Genomic DNA, 19124 nt, shown 5'->3' on the forward strand with positions numbered 1-19124 from the left:
TGGTAGGGCCCGCGGGTGCGCTACGGCAGTACGGCGAACCCGTCGAGTTCCACCAACGCCCGTTCGTCCCACAGCCGTACGACCTCCACGACCGCCATCGCCGGGTAGTCGCGGCCGGCCAGCTCGCGCCAGGTGCGGCCGAGTTCGGCGGCGTGGGTGCGGTAGGCGGCGACGTCGGTGGCGTAGACGGTGACGCGGGCGAGGTCGGCGGGGGTGCCGCCGGCGGCGCGCAGGGCGGTGAGGAGGTTGGTGAGGGCACGCTCGAACTGGGCGGGGAGGGTGTCGCCGGTGATCTTGCCGTCGGTGTCGAGGGCGGTCTGGCCGGCCAGGAAGACGACGCGGGTGCCGGTGGCGACGACGGCGTGGGAGAAGCCGGTGGGCGGGGACAGTTCGGGCGGGTTGACCCGTTCGGCGGTCATGCTCCGGCCTCCTCGGTCGTGGCGTCGGTCCGGTACGGCTGGTACGTCCGGTAGAGCTCCTTGGCGACGATGCCGCGCTGCACCTCGCTCGCGCCCTCGTAGATACGGGGTGCGCGCACCTCTCGGTAGAGGTGCTCGAGGAGGTGGCCGCGGCGCAGGGCGCGGGCGCCGTGCAGCTGGACGGCGCGGTCGACGACGTACTGGGCGGTCTCGGTGGCGAGGAGTTTCGCCATCGCGGCGCACTTGGGGACGTCCGGCGCGCCCGCGTCGTACGCCGTCGCCGCCGCGTAGACCATCAGGCGGGCCGACTCGGTGCGCAGGGCCATCTCGGCGACCTGGTGGGAGACGGCCTGGAGGTCGCGCAGTTTGCCGCCGAAGGCGTCGCGGGCGGTGGTGTGCGCGAGGGTCGCGTCCAGGGCGGCCTGTGCCATGCCGACGGCGAAGGCGCCGACGCTGGGGCGGAACAGGTTGAGGGTGTCCATGGCCACCCGGAAGCCGCGGTCCGGTTCGCCGAGCACGTCGTCCGCGGTGACGGGCACGGCGTCGAAGGCGAGGGCGCCGATGGGGTGCGGCGAGAGCATGTCGAGCGGGGTGCCGGTGAGGCCGGGGCGGTCGGCGGGCACGAGGAAGGCGGTGACGCCGCGGGCTCCGGCACCGGGGGTGGTGCGCGCGAACACCGTGTAGAAGTCGGCCTCGGGGGCGTTGGAGATCCAGCACTTGTCCCCGGTGAGCCGCCAGGCGGAGGGTCCGTCGGCGTCGGCGGTCAGGGGGGCCGGGTCCGCGCCGGAACCGGACGGGCGCGCCTGTGCGGACCGCCCGGCGTCCGACACGGCCCCGCCGCCCGACACCGCCCCGCCGTCCGACACCGCCCCGCCGTCCGACACCGCCCCGCCGTCCGGTTCCGCCCGCAGGGACAGCGCCGCCGCGTCCGAGCCCGCGTCGGGCTCGCTGAGGGCGAAGGCGGCGACCGCGGTGCCGGCGCTGACGCGGCGGAGCCAGTGGGCGCGCTGGGCGTCGGTGCCGTGGGCGTGCACGGGGTGGGCGCCGAGGCCCTGGAGGGCGAGGGCGGTCTCGGCCTCCGTGCAGGCGTGGGCGAGGGACTCGCGCATCAGGCACAGGTCGAGCGCGCCCGAGGTGAACAGGCGGGGCAGCAGGCCGAGGGCGCCGAGTTCGGCGACCAGGGCGCGGTTCACACGACCCGGCTCGCCCTTCTCCGCCAGCGGGCGCAGCCGTTCCGCGGCGAGTGCGCGCAGCTCCTCGCACCAGGTGAGTTGTGCCGGTTCGAGCGAGAATGCGGTCATCGCCGGTCCCTTCCCCTGCTCCCCTGCCCACCGGACGGGCCGCCGGGCCACGGCCGAGGTTATCGCGCCCCGTTGACTGTCGTCACCGACACGATACGCTCGTTGCGCGAGCCCACCACGACAAAGGGGGCGAACCGCCATGGCCGATCCGCGCCACGCGGACCCGCACCGCTCCGCCCACGTCGACACCTTCGCGCGCGACCACCTGCCGCCCCCCGAGCAGTGGCCCGAGCTCCTCTTCGACCTGCCCCGGCTGCGCTACCCGGCGCGGCTGAACTGCGCCGCCGAGCTGCTCACCGGCCCGCCCGACGACCGCCCGGCCTTCCGCACCGGGGACGGCGACACCTGGACCTACGGCGGGCTGCGGGAACGCGTCGACCGGATCGCGCACGTGCTGACCGGCGACCTCGGTGTGGTCCCGGGCAACCGGGTGCTGCTGCGCGGCCCCACCACCCCGTGGCTGGCGGCGTGCTGGCTGGCGGTGCTGAAGGCGGGCGCGGTCGCGGTCACCGTGCTGGACCGGCAGCGCCCGCACGAGCTGCGTGCGATCTGCGAGATCGCCCGGGTGCGGCACGCGCTGTGCGACGTCCGGGCCGTCGACGACCTCGCCAAGGCGGAGATCTCCGGCCTGAGGATCACCACGTACGGCGGCGACGCGCCGGACGACCTGCAAGGCCGTACGGCGTCCGGCGCGGTGCCCGGCACTCCGTACCGGGCCGTCGACACCGCCGCCGACGACGTGGCGCTGATCGCGTTCACCTCCGGCACCACCGGGCGCCCCAAGGGCTGCATGCACTTCCACCGCGATGTGCTGGCGATCGCGGACACCTTCTCCGCGCATGTGCTGAAGCCGCGCCCGGACGACGTCTTCGCGGGCAGCCCGCCGCTCGGCTTCACCTTCGGTCTCGGTGGTCTCGTCGTCTTCCCGCTGCGGGCCGGGGCGAGCGCCCTGCTGCTCGAACAGGCGGGCCCCAGGCAGCTGTTGCCGGCCGTCGCAGAGCACCGTGTGTCGGTGCTGTTCACCGCGCCGACGGCGTACCGCACGATGCTCGACGAGCTGGACGCGTACGACGTGACGAGTCTCAGGCGCTGCGTCTCGGCGGGCGAGAACCTGCCCGCGGCCACCTGGCGGGCCTGGCAGGAGCGCACCGGCCTGCGCATCATCAACGGCATCGGCGCCACGGAGTTGCTGCACATCTTCGTGTCCGCGGCGGACGACGACATCAGGCCCGGCACGACGGGCGTCCCGGTGCCGGGGTGGCACGCGCGCGTGCAGGACGAGCAGGGCAGACCGGTGCCCGACGGGGAGCCGGGGCTGCTGGCGGTGCGCGGACCGGTCGGGTGCCGTTACCTCGCCGATCCGCGGCAGCGTGAGTACGTGCGCGACGGCTGGAACGTCACCGGGGACACCTACGTCCGCGAGCCCGACGGCTACTTCCGGTACGTGGCACGCGCCGACGACATGATCATCTCCGCCGGGTACAACATCGCCGGGCCGGAGGTGGAGGACGCGCTGCTGCGGCATCCGGACGTGGTCGAGGCGGCGGTGGTGGGCCGTCCCGACCAGCGCCGGGGGCAGGTCGTGGTGGCCCACGCGGTCCTGAGGGAAGGAGCCGAGCGCGACGCCGACGCGCTGCGCGACTTCCTGCGCTCGGAGCTGGCGCCGTACAAGTGCCCGCGGGAGATCGTCTTCCTGGACGCGCTGCCGCGCACGGCGACCGGCAAGCTCCAGCGCTACCGTCTCCTGGCCCCGCCCGCTCCCGGCCCCGCCCTCGCTCCCGATGCCCGTCCGGATCCCCTGGGCGGCCGGGCGTGACACCGACGACATAAGATGATCAACGTGTCCGACCAGCACGTACAGCACGCCCCGAGGTCCCTCATCGTCACGCTCTACGGCGCGTACGGCCGTTTCGCGCCGGGTCCGGTGCCCGTCGCCGAGCTGATCCGGCTGCTGGCGGCGGTCGGGGTGGACGCGCCCTCCGTGCGCTCGTCGGTGTCCCGGCTGAAGCGGCGCGGGCTGCTGCTGCCCGCCCGTACGGCCGAGGGCGCGGCCGGTTACGAACTCTCCGCCGAGGCCCGCCAGTTGCTGGACGACGGAGACCGGCGCGTCTACGCCACCGCACCCCACGGGGACGAGGGCTGGGTGCTCGCCGTGTTCTCCGTGCCCGAGTCGGAGCGGCAGAAGCGGCACGTCCTGCGCTCCCGCCTGGCGGGCCTCGGTTTCGGCACCGCCGCGCCCGGCGTGTGGATCGCCCCGGCCCGGCTGTACGAGGAGACCCGGCACGCGCTGGGCCGTCTGGGCCTGGACTCCTACGTGGACTTCTTCCGCGGGGAGCACCTGGGCTTCACGCCGACCGCCGAGGCGGTGGCCCGCTGGTGGGACCTGGCCGCGATCGCCAAGGAGCACGAGGCGTTCCTCGACCGGCACGCGCGCGTACTGCACGACTGGGAGCGCCGGGCGGACACGCCGCCCGAGGAGGCCTACCGCGACTACCTCCTCGCCCTGGACTCCTGGCGCCACCTGCCCTACGCGGACCCGGGGCTGCCCGCCCGGCTGCTTCCCGAGGACTGGCCCGGCACGCGCTCGGCGGCCGTCTTCCGGGCGCTGCACGAGCGGCTGCGCGACGCGGGCGCGCACTATGCGGACATGGGGCCGGCCGTGGGACCGACCTCATCTCCCGGACAGTGAGCCACGTCACATTTGTGCGGGATCAGCGAACCCTCAGCCCTCTCAGACCCTCTTCTCAGGTTTCTCACCTACCGTGCGGACGCATGAGTCTCGCGCGCAACTTGAACCGGGCCCTCACCGTCACCACCGGCCTCCAGGTACGGAGGGCGCCCCAGGCGGCGAAGGGGAAGCCGAAGGGAGGACAGGGGAAGAAGTCCGCCGCCGCGCAGCCCGCGGCGCGGCAGGCGGCCGAGTACCGATGTCCGTCGGCCGAGGAACTGCCGACCGAGCGGCTGCTGCGGCGGCCCGTCTTCATCATCTCGTCCATCCGTTCCGGCTCCACCCTGCTGCGCATGATGCTGGGCGCCCACCCGCGGCTGCACTCCCCGCACGAGCTGCACATCGGCCGGCTGGAGGTGACCTGCGCCAACTGGTTCTCCGAGCGCGCGATGGGCGCCCTCGGCCTGCGGCGCGGCGACCTGGAGCACCTGCTGTGGGATCGCGTCCTGCACCGCGAACTGGCCAGGTCCGGCAAGGACTTCGTGGTCGAGAAGACGCCGGCCAACGCGTACATGTACCAGCGCCTGAAGGACTGCTGGCCCGACGCGCGCTTCGTCTTCCTGCTGCGCCACCCCGTGTCGATCGCCCGCTCCTGGCACGAGACCGACCCCGTCAAGCGGCCGCACGACACGGCCGTCACGGACGTGCTGCGCTACATGACGGCCGTCGAGGAGGCCCGCACGGCCGACGCCGACGGCTTCACCGTGCGCTACGAGGACATCACCGACGACCCCGAGCGCGAGATGCGCCGCCTGTGCGCGTACCTCGACGTCGACTACGCGCCGGCCATGCTGAACTACGGCAAGAAGGGCAACGCCGAGCTGGTCAGGGGCCTCGGCGACTGGCGTGAGAACATCCGCACGGGTACCGTGCAGCCGGGGCGCGCGCTGCCCGGCCAGGACGAGATCCCCGAGCGGCTGCGCGCGATGTGCGCGGCCTGGGGCTACCCGTCCTGACGCGGGCCGTGCAGCGTGAGCCTCGGCTTGGGGGCGTCGGTGCGCCCGGTGCGCGGTGGGCGGCTGCCCGCCAGGTACGGCGCCGGCCAGACGGCGCCCGGCCCGTCGTAGCCCTGCTCGGCGGCGGCGTGCAGCGTCCAGTGCGGGTCGTAGAGGTGGGGGCGGGCCAGCGCGCACAGGTCGGTGCGTCCGGCCAGGATCAGCGAGTTGACGTCGTCCCAGGAGGAGATCGCGCCGACGGCGATCACCGGGACGCCCGCCTCGTGGCGGATGCGGTCGGCGTACGGCGTCTGGTACGACCGTCCGAACTCCGGCCGTTCACCGGACACGACCTGCCCCGTGGACACGTCGATGGCGTCGGCGCCGTGCGCGGCGAAGGCCCGGGCGATCTCGACCGCATCCTCGGCGCTCGTGCCGCCCTCGGCCCAGTCGGTGGCGGAGATCCGTACGGTCATGGGCCGCTCACCGGGCCACACCTCGCGTACGGCGTCGAAGACCTCCAGCGGGAAGCGCAGCCGCCTCTCCAGTGAGCCGCCGTAGGCGTCGGTGCGGTGGTTGGTGAGCGGGGAGAGGAAGCCGGACAGCAGGTAGCCGTGGGCGCAGTGCAGTTCGAGCAGGTCGAAACCGGCGTGGGCGGCCCGTTCGGCGGCGGTCCTGAACTGCTCCCGTACGTCCGTCAGTTGCGCCCGGGACAGCTCGCGCGGGATCTGGCTGTCGGACCGGTACGGCAGCGGGGAGGGCGCCACGAGGGGCCAGTTGCCGTCGGGCAGCGGTTCGTCGATGCCCTCCCACATCAGCCGGGTCGAGCCCTTGCGGCCGCTGTGGCCGAGCTGCACGCCGATCGCGGTGCCGGGCGCGCTGTCGTGCACGAAGTCGGTGATCCGCCGCCATGCCCCGCCCTGCCGGCCGGTGTAGAGGCCCGCGCAGCCGGGGGTGATGCGGCCCTCGGCGCTGACGCACACCATCTCGGTCATCACCAGGGCGGCACCGCCCAGGGCCCTCGCCCCCAGGTGGACCAGGTGGAAGTCGCCGGGGACTCCGTCGGTGGCCGAGTACATGTCCATCGCGGAGACGACGACGCGGTTGCGCAGGGTCAGGCCGCGCAGCCGGAACGGGGTGAACATCGGGGGCGTGCCCGGCGGACAGCCGAACTCGCGCTCCACCTCACCGGTGAAGCCGGCGTCGCGCAGCCGCAGGTTGTCGTGGGTGACCCGGCGGCTGCGGGTGAGCAGGTTGAAGGCGAGCTGGCGCGGCGGCTGGCCGAGGTACCGGTCCAGGTCCTCGAACCACTCCAGGCTGGCCTTGGCCGCCCGCTGCGTGGAGGCGACGACGGGGCGCCGTTCCTCCTCGTACGCGTTCAGCGCCTCCTGGAGGGTGGGCTGCTCCTCCACGCAGGCGGCGAGGGCGAGGGCGTCCTCCACGGCCAGCTTGGTGCCGGAGCCGATGGAGAAGTGGGCGGTGTGGGCGGCGTCGCCGAGCAGGACGACGTTGCCGTGCGACCAGCGTTCGTTGACGACCGTGCGGAAGGTGGTCCACGCCGACTTGTTGGACCGCAGCGGCCGTCCGCCGAGCGCGTCGGCGAAGATCTTGGCGCAGCGGGCGGTGGACTCGGTCTCGTCCAGTTCGTCGAAGCCGGCCGCCCGCCAGACCTCCTCGCGCATCTCGACGATGACGGTGGAGGCGTCCGGCGCGTAGGGGTAGCCGTGCAGCTGCATCACGCCGTGCTCGGTCTCGGCGATCTCGAAGCGGAAGGCGTCGAAGGCGAAGTCGGCGGCGAGCCAGATGTAGCGGCAGCGGTGGGGGGTGAGGTGCGGCCGGAAGACGTCGCGGTACCGCTCGCGGGTGGAGCTGTGCACTCCGTCGGCGGCGACGACGAGGTCGTGGGTCCGTGCGAGCCGGTCCGGGGGCGGGGCCTCGGTGCGGAAGCGCAGGTCCACGCCGAGGTCGCGGCAGCGGTCGTGGAGGATCTCCAGGAGGCGGCGGCGGCCGAGGGCGGCGAAGCGGTGTCCCCCGGAGGTGTGGCGGGTGCTTCGGTGGACGATGTCGATGTCGTCCCAGCGGACGAAGCGGGCCTTGAGGGTCTCGTAGACGACGGGGTCGGCGTGTTCGATGCCGCCGAGGGTTTCGTCGGAGAGGACTACGCCGAAGCCGAAGGTGTCGTCGGGGGCGTTGCGCTCGTAGACGGTGACCTCGCGGTCGGGGGCGAGGCGTTTGAGGAGGGCGGCGGTGTAGAGGCCGCCGGGGCCGCCGCCAATGATCGCCGCGTGCAGGGGGTGGCTTTTCGTCGCGGGCGACTGCGGCGTCGTTGTGGTTGCTCGCGCCCCGCGGCGGAGCCGCTGATCGACACGGCCCCGCACCCCTGGGTCGGCTGCACTTCCCCGGGACGAGAGCATCCGTCTACCTCCCTTGCCACTTCGGGGGACGCTTTTCCGTGAAGGCCGCGTGGAACTCGGCGTAGTCCTCGCCGGTCATCAGGAGGGCCTGGGTGGAGGCGTCCAGTTCCACCGCTGCCGCGAGCGGCATGTCCAGTTCGGCGGTGAGCAGGGCCTTGGTCTGGGCGTACGCCAGGGCCGGGCCGTCGGCCAGGTGGTGGGCCAGGGTGTGGGCGGCCTCGTCGGCGCGGCCTTCCTCGGTCAGCTCGCTGATCAGGCCGATCCGCTCGGCCTCGGGCGCCCGCACCGTGTCGCCGAGCATCAGCAGCCGGGTGGCGTGGCCGAGGCCGACGACGCGGGGCAGCAGGTACGCGGCGCCCATGTCGCCGCCGGAGAGGCCGACGCGGGTGAAGAGGAAGGCGAAGCGGGCGGAGGGGTCGGCGACGCGGAAGTCGGCGGCCAGGGCGAGGACCGCGCCCGCCCCGGCGGCGACGCCGTGCAGCGCGGCGATCACCGGGAACGGGCACTCCCGTACCGCCCGCACCACCTGGCCGGTCATCCGGTTGAAGTCGAGCAGCCGGGCGGTGTCCATGGACAGCGTCGCGCCGATGATCTCGTCCACGTCGCCGCCGGAGCAGAAGCCGCGCCCCTCGCCGGCCAGCACCAGCGCCCGTACGGACCGCTGACGGGACAGCTCGGCGAGCAGGTCGCGCAGGTCGGCGTAGGCCTCGAAGGTGAGCGCGTTGAGCTTGTCGGGGCGGGCGAGGGTGACGGTGGCGACGCCGTCGGTGATCTCGACACGCAGGTGCCGCCAGTCGGGGGTGGGGGCGGCGGAGCCGGTGAAGGGACTCATGACATTCGAAGCTATCACCCTTCTGTGACTGTCGTCACGGGTGCGCGATAAGGCGACGGTGTCGAGGGCCTAAGGTCCCGGAGGTGCCCGTCGTACGGCTCTGCCGGGTGGCGCCGTACCATTCATAAGGTTGAAAGCAGGACAGGACGCCCCTGCTCCACGAAACGGACCTGCCGTGCACGATCACTTCCCCGCTCCCGCCTCCTGGCGCATCGCGCTGCCGCATTCCGCCGCGGCGGTGCCGGTGGCGCGTGCGCTGGTGCGCAACGCCCTGGCCGAGCTGGAGCACACGGCGGACGGCGACACCGCGGAGCTGCTCACGGCGGAGCTGGTCGCCAACGCCGTGGAACACACCTCCGTCGGCCGGACGCCGATCGAGCTGGTGGTGGAGCTGATGCCGACCGGCTGCCAGGTCGAGGTGCACGACCCGGACCCGTCGCCGCCCGCCGACCTCACCCGGCCGGACGTGGAGCCGCCCGACCCGTGGCGCGAGGACGGGCGCGGTCTGCTGCTGATCCGCGCCCTCAGCTCGTCCTGCGGTCACCGGCCCACCGGGGCGGGCAAGGCGGTCTGGTTCAGGCTTCCTGCGGTACCCGCTCAGCGTCGTCCGCACTGACGGCGGTCCGGGCGAGGCGGGAGTGGCGGCGCCCGTAGGCCGTGTACACCAGCAGGCCCACCGCGAGGAACACCGCGAACTGCAGCCAGGTGGCCCCGCCCGTCTCGTACATCAGGTACAGGCAGAAGCCGACCCCGAGCAGCGGTGTCGCCGGGTACAGCGGGACGCGGAAGGTGCGGGCGAGGCCCGGTTCGCGGCGACGCAGGGTGATCACCGAGACGTTGACGGCGGCCATCGTGGCGAGGGTGCCGATGGTGCACAGGTTGACCACCGCGTCGAGCGGGGCGAAGGCGGCCGGCAGGGCGAAGACCGCGCCGACGATCAGGGTGCCGGCGACGGGGGTCGCGGTGCGCGGGGAGACCTTCTCGAAGACCTGGGGGATCAGGCCGTCCCGGGACATCGACATCAGGATGCGGGTCTGGCCGTACATCACGGCGAGCACCACCGAGGCGATGGCGACGACCGCGCCGAAGGCGACCACGCCCCCGCCGATCGCGGAACCGGTGACCTGGTCGACCACGTAGGAGAGCGCGGCGGGCCGGTCGCCGACCTGGTCGCCGCCGACGGCGCCGATCGCGGCGACGGCGACCGCGCAGTACAGCAGGGTGACCAGGCCGATGCAGACCAGGATCGCGACGGGGATGTCCCGGCGCGGGTTCTTGGCCTCCTCACCGGCCGTGGTGATCGCGTCGAAGCCGATGTACGAGAAGAAGGCGGCCGTGGTGCCGGCGCCGATGCCGCCGAGGCCGGCCGGGGAGAACGGGGTGAGGTTGCCGTCCTGGAAGGCGTAGAAGCCGATGGCGCAGAAGGCGAGGAGGACGGCCAGCTTCAGGACGGCCATGGCGGCCGTGGCGCGGGCGCTCTCCCGCACGCCGCGCACCAGCAGGACGCAGGCCAGGGCGATGACGATCACCGCGGGCAGGTTGACGGCGCCGCCCTCGCCGGGGCCTGCGGACAGTGCCTGGGGCAGCCGGAGCCCGAGGACGCTGTCGAGCAGCTCGTTGACGTACTGGCTCCAGCCGACCGCGACCGCCGAGACCGACACGCCGTACTCCAGGAGCAGGCACCAGCCGACGAGGAAGGCGGTCCGCTCGCCGAGTCCGGCGTAGGCGAAGGAGTACGAGGAGCCGGAGACCGGGATCGCGCCGCCCAGCTCGGCGAAGGCGAACGCGGTGAACACGCAGGTGATCGCGGCCAGAACGAAGGAGACGACGACGGCCGGGCCGGCCTCGGCGACGGAGTCGGACAGGCCGACGAAGATGCCGGTGCCGACGATGGCGCCGACGCCGAAGCAGACGAGCTGGAACAGCCCCATCGTGCGCTTCAGGCCGTGGCCTTCGCGGTCGGCGCCGGATTCGGCGACCAGGAGGTGGGGGGACTTGACGCGGGAAGCGGGCATTGCGGGTGGTGCTCGTTTCTGGTGGTGCGGGGGGCGCGACGGTGGTCGCGGCCGACGGTGCCGGAAGGGGTGGCTCCGGAGCCGCCGGTCAGCATAGGGCCAGGTGGGGGAGGCTGCGTGGAAGAGTCAGGCGAGGGTGGCGACGAGTACGGCCTTGATGGTGTGCAGGCGGTTCTCCGCCTCGTCGAAGACGACCGAGTGCTCCGACTCGAAGACCTCGTCCGTGACCTCGAGGGAGTCGAGCCCGTAGGTCTCGAAGATCTCCTGGCCGACCTTGGTGCCCAGGTCGTGGAAGGCGGGCAGGCAGTGCAGGAACTTGACGTCCGGGTTGCCGGTGGCGCGCAGGACGTCCATGGTCACGGCGTAGGGCGCGAGGGCCTTGACGCGCTCCGCCCAGACCTCCTTGGGCTCGCCCATGGAGACCCAGACGTCGGTGATGACGAATCCGGCGCCGCGCACGCCCTCGGCCACGTCCTCGGTCAGGGTGATGCGCGCCCCGCTGGTCCCGGCGAGCTTCCTCGCCCGGTCGACGACCTCCTGGGCGGGCCAGTAGGACTTCGGGGCCACGATGCGCACGTCCATGCCGAGCAGGGCGCCGGTGACCAGGTAGGAGTTGCCCATGTTGAAGCGGGCGTCGCCGAGGTAGGCGAAGGCGATCTCGCCGAGGGGCCGGTCGCTGTGCTCGGTCATCGTGAGCACGTCGGCGAGCATCTGGGTGGGGTGCCAGTCGTCGGTCAGGCCGTTGTAGACGGGGACGCCCGCGAAGGCTGCCAGTTCCTCGACCTTGGCCTGACTGTCGCCGCGGTACTCGATGCCGTCGAACATCCGGCCCAGCACGCGCGCGGTGTCCTTCACGGACTCCTTGTGGCCGATCTGGGAGCCGGCCGGGTCGAGGTACGTGGTCGAGGCGCCCTGGTCGGCGGCGGCGACCTCGAACGCGCAGCGGGTGCGCGTCGAGGTCTTCTCGAAGATCAGGGCGATGTTCCTGCCGCTCAGATACCGGGTCTCGGTCCCGGCCCGCTTGGCGGCCTTCAGCTCCGCGGCCAGCTCGACCAGGCCGCGGAACTCCTCCTCGGTGAAATCGAGCTCCTTGAGGAAGTGGCGGCCGGCGAGGGCGGTCGGGACTGTCGCCATGAGGGCGCTCCAGAGAGACGGGACGGGAACGGGGACTTCTGAAACTATATACGACGCTCCGAATTTCTATACGGCCCCCGCGTCGCGGGCCTACACCGCGGACCGCTCGACGGGGCAGCTCATGCAGCGTGGCCCGCCCCGGCCCCGGCCCAGTTCGCTGCCCGGGATCTCGATCACCTCGATGCCCTGTTTGCGCAGGTGGGTGTTGGTGGTGGCGTTGCGCTCGTAGGCGACGACGACACCCGGTTCGACGGCCAGGACGTTGCAGCCGTCGTCCCACTGCTCTCGCTCGGCCGCGTGGACGTCCTGGGTCGCGGTCAGGACCCGGATCTCGCCGAGCCCGAGGGCGGCGGCCATCGCGCGGTGCATGTGCTCCGGCGGGTGGTCGGTGACCTTCAGGTCCTTCTCCCCGGCCCCCGGCTCGATGGTGTAGGAGCGGAGCATGCCGAGCCCTGCGTACTGGGTGAAGGTGTCGCCGTCGACCATCGTCATCACCGTGTCGAGGTGCATGAAGGCCCGCCGCTTGGGCATGTCGAGGGCCACGATGGTCCGGGCGGACCCGGCGGCGAACAGCTTGTGGGCGAGCATCTCGACGGCCTGGGGCGTGGTGCGCTCGCTCATGCCGATGAGCACCGCGCCGTTGCCGATGACCAGGACGTCACCGCCCTCGATGGTGGAGGGGTAGTCGGCCTGCCCCTCGGACCAGAGGTGGAAGGTCTCGTCGCAAAAGAGCGGGTGGTGCCGGTAGATCGCCTCGAAGTGGACCGTCTCGCGCTGCCGGGCGGGCCAGCGCATCGCGTTGATGGAGACGCCGTCGTAGATCCAGGCCGAGGTGTCCCGGGTGAAGAGGTGGTTGGGCAGCGGGCCGAGCAGGAAGTCGTCCAGCTCCATGGCGCGGAAGCGCACGGAGGTCGGCTCCGGGTGCGCGGCCAGGAACTCCCGCTTGGTCATGCCGCCGACCAGCCACTCGGCCAGTTCGTGGGCGGGCAGGGTGTCGAAGGCGGCCCGGAGGTGGTCCGTGGCCAGCACTCCGTACTCCTTCTCGTCGAAGACCCGGTCCAGGACGAGCCGCCGCGCGGCGGGGACGTCCAGGGTCTCGGTGAGCAGGTCGCCGAAGAGGTGCACCGCCACCCCGCGGTCGCGGAGCACGTCGGCGAACCCGTCGTGCTCGGCGCGCGCCCGGCGCACCCAGAGCACGTCGTCGAAGAGGAGGGCGTCCTTGTTGCTGGGGGTGAGCCTTTTGAGCTCGAGATCCGGCCGGTGCAGGATGACGCGGGTGAGCCGCCCGGCTTCGGAGTCGACTTGGAATCCCATGTCTCCATCCTGACCACTCCGGCGCCCGTTCACCCCCTGCTTTCGCGTGCCCGTGACCACAGTGCGTCCTCCCGGTGCCCCAGGGGCTGACCGAGCTGATCGCCCTCGACGCGGGACTGGACGCGGGCCTGGACGCGGGACTGCTGAGCGCCCCGCTCTGCACGGTCCTCGTCTTCATGGCCCTCGCCACGACGCTCCTGACCCAGCCGCTCCTGCGGCTGAACGCGCGGCTCGCCACGCGCGAGCACCGGCCGGAGCCGGCCCGGTCCGCGGCGGTCGAGCCGTACGCCGGGTGACACCGGCCGGCGTACGCCCGCCGCCGTGGACCGGATCACTGGATCACCGGGTCACAGGCGCGGGTCCACCGGCTCCGACTCCAGCGCCAGCACCCCGAACACCGCCTCGTGCACCCTCCACAGCGGCTCGCCGTCCGCGAGGCGGTCCAGGGCCTCCAGACCGAGGGCGTACTCGCGGATCGCCAGGGACCGCTTGTGGTTCAGGAACCGGTGCCTGAGCCGGGCGAGGTTGTCGGGGAGGGTGTACTCGGGACCGTAGATGATCCGCAGGTACTCGCGGCCCCGGCACTTGATGCCGGGCTGGACCAGGCGGCCCTTCTCGTCGCGTACCAGCGCGCCGACGGGCTTGACGACCATGCCCTCGCCGCCGCGGCCGGTCATCTCCAGCCACCAGTCGGTACCCGCCGACACCGACTCCGGGTCGCCGGTGTCGACGTACAGCCGCCGGGTGGTCTGCAGCAGGCCGCTGCCGTCGTGCTCGACGAGCCGGTCGATGAGGGCGAGCTGCTCGTCGTGCGGCAGTGCGGCCAGGCTGCGGCCCTGGACGGCGAGGATCTGGAACGGGGCCAGGCGGACGCCGTCCAGGCCGTCGGTGGGCCAGCAGTAGCGGCGGTAGGCGTCGGTGAAGGCGGCCGCGTCGGCGGACCGGGCGCGCTGGCGGTCGAGAAGGTCCTTCACCTCGACGCCGCGCGCCGCGGCGCCCTCCAGCGCTGCCAGCACGCCCGGGAACGCCGCGCCGGCGGCGGCGCCCACGGCGGCGTACTGGGAACGCAGCAGCCCGGACGCCTTGAGCGACCACGGCATCAGCTCGGTGTCGAGGAGCAGCCAGTCGGTGGCCAGTTCGTCCCACAGGCCAGCCTCGCCGATGGCGGTGCGCAGCCGGTCGAGGATCTGCTCCGTGACGGACGCGTCGTCGAGGAACGGGCGGCCGGTACGGGTGTAGAGCGAGCCAGTGAGGCCATCCACGCCGAAGCGGGTACGGGCCGCCTCCGCGTCGCGGCAGACCAGGACCACCGCCCGCGAACCCATGTGCTTCTCCTCGCACACGACCCGCGCCACACCGTCCGCCGCGTACTGCGCGAACGCCTCCTTCGGGTGCTCCAGATAGCCGTCCACGCCCGAGGTGGCCGTCGGTGCCATGGTCGGCGGGAGGTACGGCAGCAGGCGGGGGTCGGTGGCGAAGCGGCTCATGACCTCCAGGGCCGCCGCGCCGTTCTCCTCGCGCACGGTGATCCGCCCGGCGTGCCGGGTCTCCACCACCCGGCGGCCCTGGACGTCGGCCAGGTCCAGCGGACGGCCGTCGTGCCCGCCGGGCGCCTCGGTGCGCAGCGGCTTGGCCGGCTCGTACCAGACCCGCTCGGCCGGTACGTCGACGATCTCCCGCTCCGGCCAGCGCAGCGCGGTGAGCTTGCCGCCGAAGACCGCGCCGGTGTCCAGGCAGATGGTGTTGTTGAGCCAGGTGGCCTCCGGGACGGGGGTGTGGCCGTAGACGACGGCCGCGCGGCCCCGGTAGTCCTCGGCCCACGGGTAGCGCACGGGCAGGCCGAACTCGTCGGTCTCACCGGTGGTGTCGCCGTACAGGGCGTGCGAGCGGACCCGGCCGGAGGTGCGGCCGTGGTACTTCTCGGGCAGACCGGCGTGGCAGACCACGAGCCGGCCGCCGTCGAGGACGTAGTGGCTGACCAGGCCGTCGATGAACTCCCGTACCTCGGCGCGGAACTCCTCGCTCTCGCCGTCCATCTGCTCGACGGTCTCGGCGAGTCCGTGGGTGTGCTGGACCTTGCGGCCCTTCAGGAACCGGCCGTACTTGTTCTCGTGGTTGCCGGGCACGCACAGGGCGTTGCCCGACTTGACCATGGACATCACGCGGCGCAGCACGCCGGGGCTGTCCGGCCCGCGGTCGACGAGGTCGCCGACGAAGACGGCGGTGCGGCCCTCGGGGTGGACGCCGTCGGCGTAACCGAGCTTGCCGAGCAGGGTCTCCAGCTCGGCGGCGCAGCCGTGGATGTCACCGACGATGTCGAAGGGGCCGGTGAGGTGGGTGAGGTCGTTGAACCGCTTCTCGGTCACGACGGTGGCGTGCTCGGCCTCTTCGACGCCGCGCAGCACGTGCACCTTGCGGAAGCCCTCGCGCTCCAGGTGGCGCAGGGAGCGGCGGAGTTCGCGGGTGTGGCGCTGGATGACCCGGCGGGGCATGTCGGCGCGGTCGGTGCGGGTGGCGTTGCGCTCGGCGCAGACCTGCTCGGGCACGTCGAGCACGATGGCGATGGGCAGCACGTCGTGCTTCCTGGCCAGGTCGATCAGCTGGCGCCGCGCGTCCTGCTGCACGTTGGTCGCGTCGACCACGGTGCGGCGGCCGGCGGCGAGCCGCTTGCCGGCGATGTAGTGCAGGACGTCGAAGGCGTCGCGGCTGGCGCTCTGGTCGTTCTCGTCGTCGGCGACCAGGCCCCGGCAGAAGTCGGAGGATATGACCTCGGTCGGCTTGAAGTGGCGCCGCGCGAAGGTGGACTTGCCGGAGCCGGAGGCGCCGATCAGCACGACGAGGGAGAGGTCGGTGACGGGCAGGGCGCGGGCCCGCACGGTGGTGTCGGTGGTGCCGGTGGTGGTCATGCGGCCTTCGCCTCCTTCTCGGTGGTGGTCCCGGGCGCGGTCTTCACGGTGAACAGGGCCAGCTGGGTGGGCGGGCCCACCTCGGGGTCGTCGGGTCCGACGGGGCGGAACTCCACGGCGTAGCCGTGCCGTTCGGCGACCGCCGCGGCCCAGGCGCGGAACTCCTCACGGGTCCACTCGAAGCGGTGGTCGCGGTGGCGGACGTGACCGGCCGGGAGGCTCTCCCAGCGCACGTTGTACTCGACGTTGGGCGTGGTGACGACGACGGTGCGCGGGCGTGCCGAGCCGAAGACGGCGTACTCCAGGGCGGGCAGCCTCGGCAGGTCGAGGTGCTCGATCACCTCGCTGAGCACGGCGGCGTCGTAGCCCTTGAGGCGCTTGTCGGTGTAGGCGAGGGAGCCCTGGAAGAGCTGGACGCGCGCGGCCTGCCGCTCACCCATGCGGTCCAGCTTGAGCCGCCGGGAGGCGATGGTGAGGGCGCGCACCGACACGTCCACGCCGACGATCTCGGTGAAGCGCGGCTCCTTGAGCAGCTCGCGCACCAGGTGCCCCTCGCCGCAGCCGAGGTCGAGGACGCGGCCGGCGGCGTGGTCGCGCAGCGCGGTGAGGATCGCCTCGCGGCGCTGCACGGCGAGCGGGGTGGGCTTCTCCTCCTGCTCGGCCTCCGCCTCGACGGCGTTGTCGATCTCCTCGACCTCGCTGTCGTCGGTCTCGGCCAGCCGGATCAGCTCCAGCCGGTCCATCGCCTCGCGGGTCAGGGACCAGCGGCGGGACAGGTAGCGGCTGGTGATCAGCTTCACCTCGGGGTGGTGGTACAGCCAGGCGCCGCCGGCCCGCATCAGCTTGTCGACCTCGTCCGGGGAGACCCAGTAGTGCTTGGCGTCGTCGAGCACCGGGAGGAGGACGTACAGGTGGCGCAGGGCGTTCGAGAGGGTGAGGGTCTCGGAGTCCAGCACGAGCCGGACGTAGCGCGAGTCGCCCCACTCGGGGAACTCGGTGTCCAGCGGGACGTTCTCGACGGTGACCGCCCAGCCGAGCGGCTCGAAGAGGCGGCGTACGAGGTCGGGGCCGCCGCGGGCGGGCAGCGCCGGGATCTCGACGCGCAGCGGGAGCGGCTGGGCGGCGCGCTCGGGGCGGGCCTTGCACACGCCGCGCATCGCGCTGGAGAAGACGTTGCTCAGCGCGACGGCGAGGAGGGACGAGGCCGCGTACGGGCGGTCGTTGACGTACTGCGCGAGGGCCGCGTCCGGGGCGCCGCCGCGTCCCTTGCCCTTGCCGCGCCTGACCAGCGCCACCGCGTCGACCTCCAGCAGCAGCGCCGCCGTGCAGCGCTGTTCCTCCGCCTCCGGGTAGAGCACGTGGGCCGTGCCGAAGGAGGTGGAGAACGCCTGCGCCTTCTCGGGATGCTTGTGCAGCAGGAAACCGAGGTCGGTCGCGGGGTGCTCGGGGGTACCGGTGGTGGTGATGGTCAGGAACATGCGGAGGGCCTCTCCGGCTGGGCGGATGTGACGGGACGTCGTACGCGCGGGAGCCCCCGGGGCGGTACCCCGAGGGCTCCGGCAGAACGACGGTCACACGATCGCACAGGGCGGGTGACCGGCGCCTTCGGATATTCGGCTGTCCGACAGCTGGTCTCAGGCCAGCTGCGACTGGACCTGGGAGGAGATCAGCTCCAGGTGGTCCAGGTCGTCGAGGTCGAGGATCTGGAGGTAGATCCGCTGGGCGCCGGCCTCGGCGTAGCGGCCGATCTTCTCGACCACCTCGGCCGGGGAGCCCGCCAGGCCGTTGGCCTTCAGCTCCTCGACCTCGCGGCCGATGACGGCGGCGCGACGGGCGACCTCGGCGTCGTCCTTGCCGACGCAGGCGACGAGGGCGTTGGAGTAGGTGAGGGCGTCCGCCGCGCGGCCGGCCGCCTCGGCGGCGGCCCGCACCCGGCCGAACTGGCGCTCGGTGTCCTCGATCGAGGCGAACGGCATGTTGAACTCGTCGGCGTACTGACCGGCCAGCCGCGGGGTGCGGGTGGCGCCGTGGCCGCCGATGAGCACGGGGACCTTGGCCTGCGCGGGCTTGGGCAGCGCGGGCGAGTCGGTGAGGTCGTAGAACCGGCCGTGGAAGTCGAAGGTCTTGCCGGTCTCGGTGGCCCACAGACCGGTGACGATCGCCAGCTGCTCCTCCAGCCGGCCGATCTTCTCCTTGGGGAAGGGGATGCCGTACGCCTTGTGCTCATCCTCGAACCAGCCGGCGCCCAGACCCAGCTCGACGCGGCCGCCCGACATCTGGTCGACCTGCGCGACCTGGATGGCGAGGACGCCGGGGAGGCGGAAGGTGCCCGCGGTCATCAGGGTGCCGAGGCGGATGCGCTTCGTCTCCCGGGCGAGGCCGGCGAGGGTGATCCAGGCGTCGGTGGGGCCGGGGAGGCCGTCCACGGCGCCCATGCGCAGATAGTGGTCGCTGCGGAAGAAGGCGTCGAAGCCGAGGTCCTCGGTGGCCTTGGCCACGGTGAGCAAGGTGTCGTAGGTGGCCCCCTGCTGGGGCTCGGTGAAGATACGGAGATCCATGTCTTCCATCCTGCCTGCTCGGCGCGGGGGTGCGGCACAGGCTCCCGTCGCGTCGCGCGGGGCGGGAGCCGCTGGGACAGGTCCTAGCCCGCTTCCCGCTCCGGTAAGTGCGCGTCGCGGTCCGCCAGTTTGCGCAGCATCTCCAGGACGCGGTCCCTTGACTCGTCGGCCGCGTCGATGGCCTCCATGCACTGCCAGTACGTCGCCTCGTCGTCGGCGGCGCAGGCGACGCCCACGAGGGCGATGCCGGTCTCGCCGAGCAGGGTGCCCAGGCGCATCAGGGCCTGACGGGCGTCGCCCAGTTCGGTGAGCTGGGCGGCGCGCAGCTCACCCGGGGCCAGCTCGGGAGTGCGCAGCACTCCGCAGCCTCGGCCCGCCAGTTCGGTCAACCCCATGGCTTCGCCGCGCAGTTCGGGTGGTCCGTGGACCGCCAGCCGGCTGCCGATCGCCTGGGCCAGTGCCTGCACCTGCCACACCTCCGTCAGGACCTCCGGCACCTCGCCACCGGCGGCCAGGGCACGCCCACTCGTCACGATGAGCCGCACAGCGTCCATGCGCTGCCCCCGTC

Annotated in this window: 16 protein-coding genes; 5 read left to right on the plus strand and 11 right to left on the minus strand. The window is 72.7% G+C overall.

The window, feature by feature from the left end; genetic code table 11:
* Positions 1-20: 20 nt before the first annotated feature.
* Both ABS735_RS27160 and ABS735_RS27165 read right to left on the minus strand, forming a co-directional pair.
* Complete coding sequence (locus ABS735_RS27160) at positions 21-419, minus strand: RidA family protein (RefSeq protein ID WP_373903633.1); 399 nt, start codon at positions 417-419, stop codon at positions 21-23.
* Complete coding sequence (locus tag ABS735_RS27165) at positions 416-1720, minus strand: acyl-CoA dehydrogenase family protein (protein WP_373903632.1); 1305 nt, start codon at positions 1718-1720, stop codon at positions 416-418. The genes ABS735_RS27160 and ABS735_RS27165 overlap by 4 nt, the downstream gene beginning before the upstream one ends.
* A 139-nt stretch (positions 1721-1859) precedes the next feature.
* On the opposite strand from ABS735_RS27165, the gene ABS735_RS27170 reads away from it, so the two are divergent.
* From ABS735_RS27170 to ABS735_RS27180, 3 genes are all read left to right on the plus strand, one after another.
* Positions 1860-3536 carry an AMP-binding protein gene (locus tag ABS735_RS27170; protein ID WP_373903631.1) on the plus strand — a complete coding sequence of 559 codons (1677 nt, stop codon included), beginning with the start codon at positions 1860-1862 and terminating at the stop codon, positions 3534-3536.
* 15 nt (positions 3537-3551) lie between these two features.
* Positions 3552-4409, plus strand: a complete 858-nt coding sequence (locus tag ABS735_RS27175) for a PaaX family transcriptional regulator (protein ID WP_373903630.1) — start codon at positions 3552-3554, stop codon at positions 4407-4409.
* A gap of 83 nt (positions 4410-4492) precedes the next feature.
* The gene (locus ABS735_RS27180) at positions 4493-5404 is read left to right on the plus strand and encodes a sulfotransferase family protein (RefSeq protein WP_373903629.1); all 912 of its coding nucleotides are present in this window, start codon (positions 4493-4495) and stop codon (positions 5402-5404) included.
* Here ABS735_RS27180 and ABS735_RS27185 read toward each other — a convergent pair.
* Together ABS735_RS27185 and ABS735_RS27190 are read right to left on the minus strand one after the other, a co-directional pair.
* Positions 5392-7797, minus strand: coding sequence for a bifunctional salicylyl-CoA 5-hydroxylase/oxidoreductase (locus ABS735_RS27185; RefSeq protein ID WP_373903628.1), 2406 nt, complete (start codon positions 7795-7797; stop codon positions 5392-5394). The genes ABS735_RS27180 and ABS735_RS27185 overlap by 13 nt on opposite strands.
* A gap of 4 nt (positions 7798-7801) precedes the next feature.
* A complete protein-coding gene (locus ABS735_RS27190; RefSeq protein WP_373903627.1) occupies positions 7802-8629 on the minus strand; it encodes an enoyl-CoA hydratase family protein in 828 nt (275 codons plus the stop codon).
* Between the two features lie 175 nt (positions 8630-8804).
* Between ABS735_RS27190 and ABS735_RS27195 the strand changes: the two genes are divergently transcribed.
* A complete protein-coding gene (locus tag ABS735_RS27195; protein ID WP_373903626.1) occupies positions 8805-9245 on the plus strand; it encodes an ATP-binding protein in 441 nt (146 codons plus the stop codon).
* Here ABS735_RS27195 and ABS735_RS27200 read toward each other — a convergent pair.
* The 3 genes from ABS735_RS27200 to ABS735_RS27210 all read right to left on the minus strand — a co-directional run bounded on the left by ABS735_RS27200 (position 9205) and on the right by ABS735_RS27210 (position 13092).
* The gene (locus tag ABS735_RS27200) at positions 9205-10644 is read right to left on the minus strand and encodes an amino acid permease (RefSeq protein WP_373903625.1); all 1440 of its coding nucleotides are present in this window, start codon (positions 10642-10644) and stop codon (positions 9205-9207) included. The two genes, ABS735_RS27195 and ABS735_RS27200, sit on opposite strands and share 41 nt — an antisense overlap.
* Positions 10645-10770: 126 nt before the next feature.
* Positions 10771-11778, minus strand: coding sequence for an ornithine carbamoyltransferase (gene argF, locus ABS735_RS27205; RefSeq protein ID WP_373903624.1), 1008 nt, complete (start codon positions 11776-11778; stop codon positions 10771-10773).
* Positions 11779-11868: 90 nt separating this feature from the next.
* Complete coding sequence (locus tag ABS735_RS27210; protein WP_373903623.1) at positions 11869-13092, minus strand: arginine deiminase; 1224 nt, start codon at positions 13090-13092, stop codon at positions 11869-11871.
* 74 nt (positions 13093-13166) lie between these two features.
* Between ABS735_RS27210 and ABS735_RS27215 the strand changes: the two genes are divergently transcribed.
* A complete protein-coding gene (locus ABS735_RS27215; protein WP_373903622.1) occupies positions 13167-13388 on the plus strand; it encodes a hypothetical protein in 222 nt (73 codons plus the stop codon).
* A 51-nt stretch (positions 13389-13439) separates the two neighbouring features.
* On the opposite strand, the gene ABS735_RS27220 is transcribed toward ABS735_RS27215, so the two are convergent.
* The 4 genes from ABS735_RS27220 to ABS735_RS27235 all read right to left on the minus strand — a co-directional run bounded on the left by ABS735_RS27220 (position 13440) and on the right by ABS735_RS27235 (position 19110).
* Positions 13440-15998 (minus strand): polynucleotide kinase-phosphatase, encoded by a 2559-nt coding sequence (locus ABS735_RS27220; protein ID WP_373903621.1) that lies wholly within the window; start codon positions 15996-15998, stop codon positions 13440-13442.
* The gene (locus ABS735_RS27225) at positions 15995-17476 is read right to left on the minus strand and encodes a 3' terminal RNA ribose 2'-O-methyltransferase Hen1 (protein WP_373903620.1); all 1482 of its coding nucleotides are present in this window, start codon (positions 17474-17476) and stop codon (positions 15995-15997) included. Before ABS735_RS27225 ends, ABS735_RS27220 begins: the two co-directional genes overlap by 4 nt.
* 156 nt (positions 17477-17632) lie before the next feature.
* Positions 17633-18556 carry an LLM class F420-dependent oxidoreductase gene (locus ABS735_RS27230; RefSeq protein ID WP_373903619.1) on the minus strand — a complete coding sequence of 308 codons (924 nt, stop codon included), beginning with the start codon at positions 18554-18556 and terminating at the stop codon, positions 17633-17635.
* An 83-nt stretch (positions 18557-18639) separates the two neighbouring features.
* Positions 18640-19110 (minus strand): DUF6099 family protein, encoded by a 471-nt coding sequence (locus tag ABS735_RS27235; protein ID WP_373903618.1) that lies wholly within the window; start codon positions 19108-19110, stop codon positions 18640-18642.
* Positions 19111-19124 lie beyond the last annotated feature (14 nt).

Source organism: Streptomyces sp. MMCC 100 (assembly GCF_041538145.2).
GTDB lineage: Bacteria > Actinomycetota > Actinomycetes > Streptomycetales > Streptomycetaceae > Streptomyces.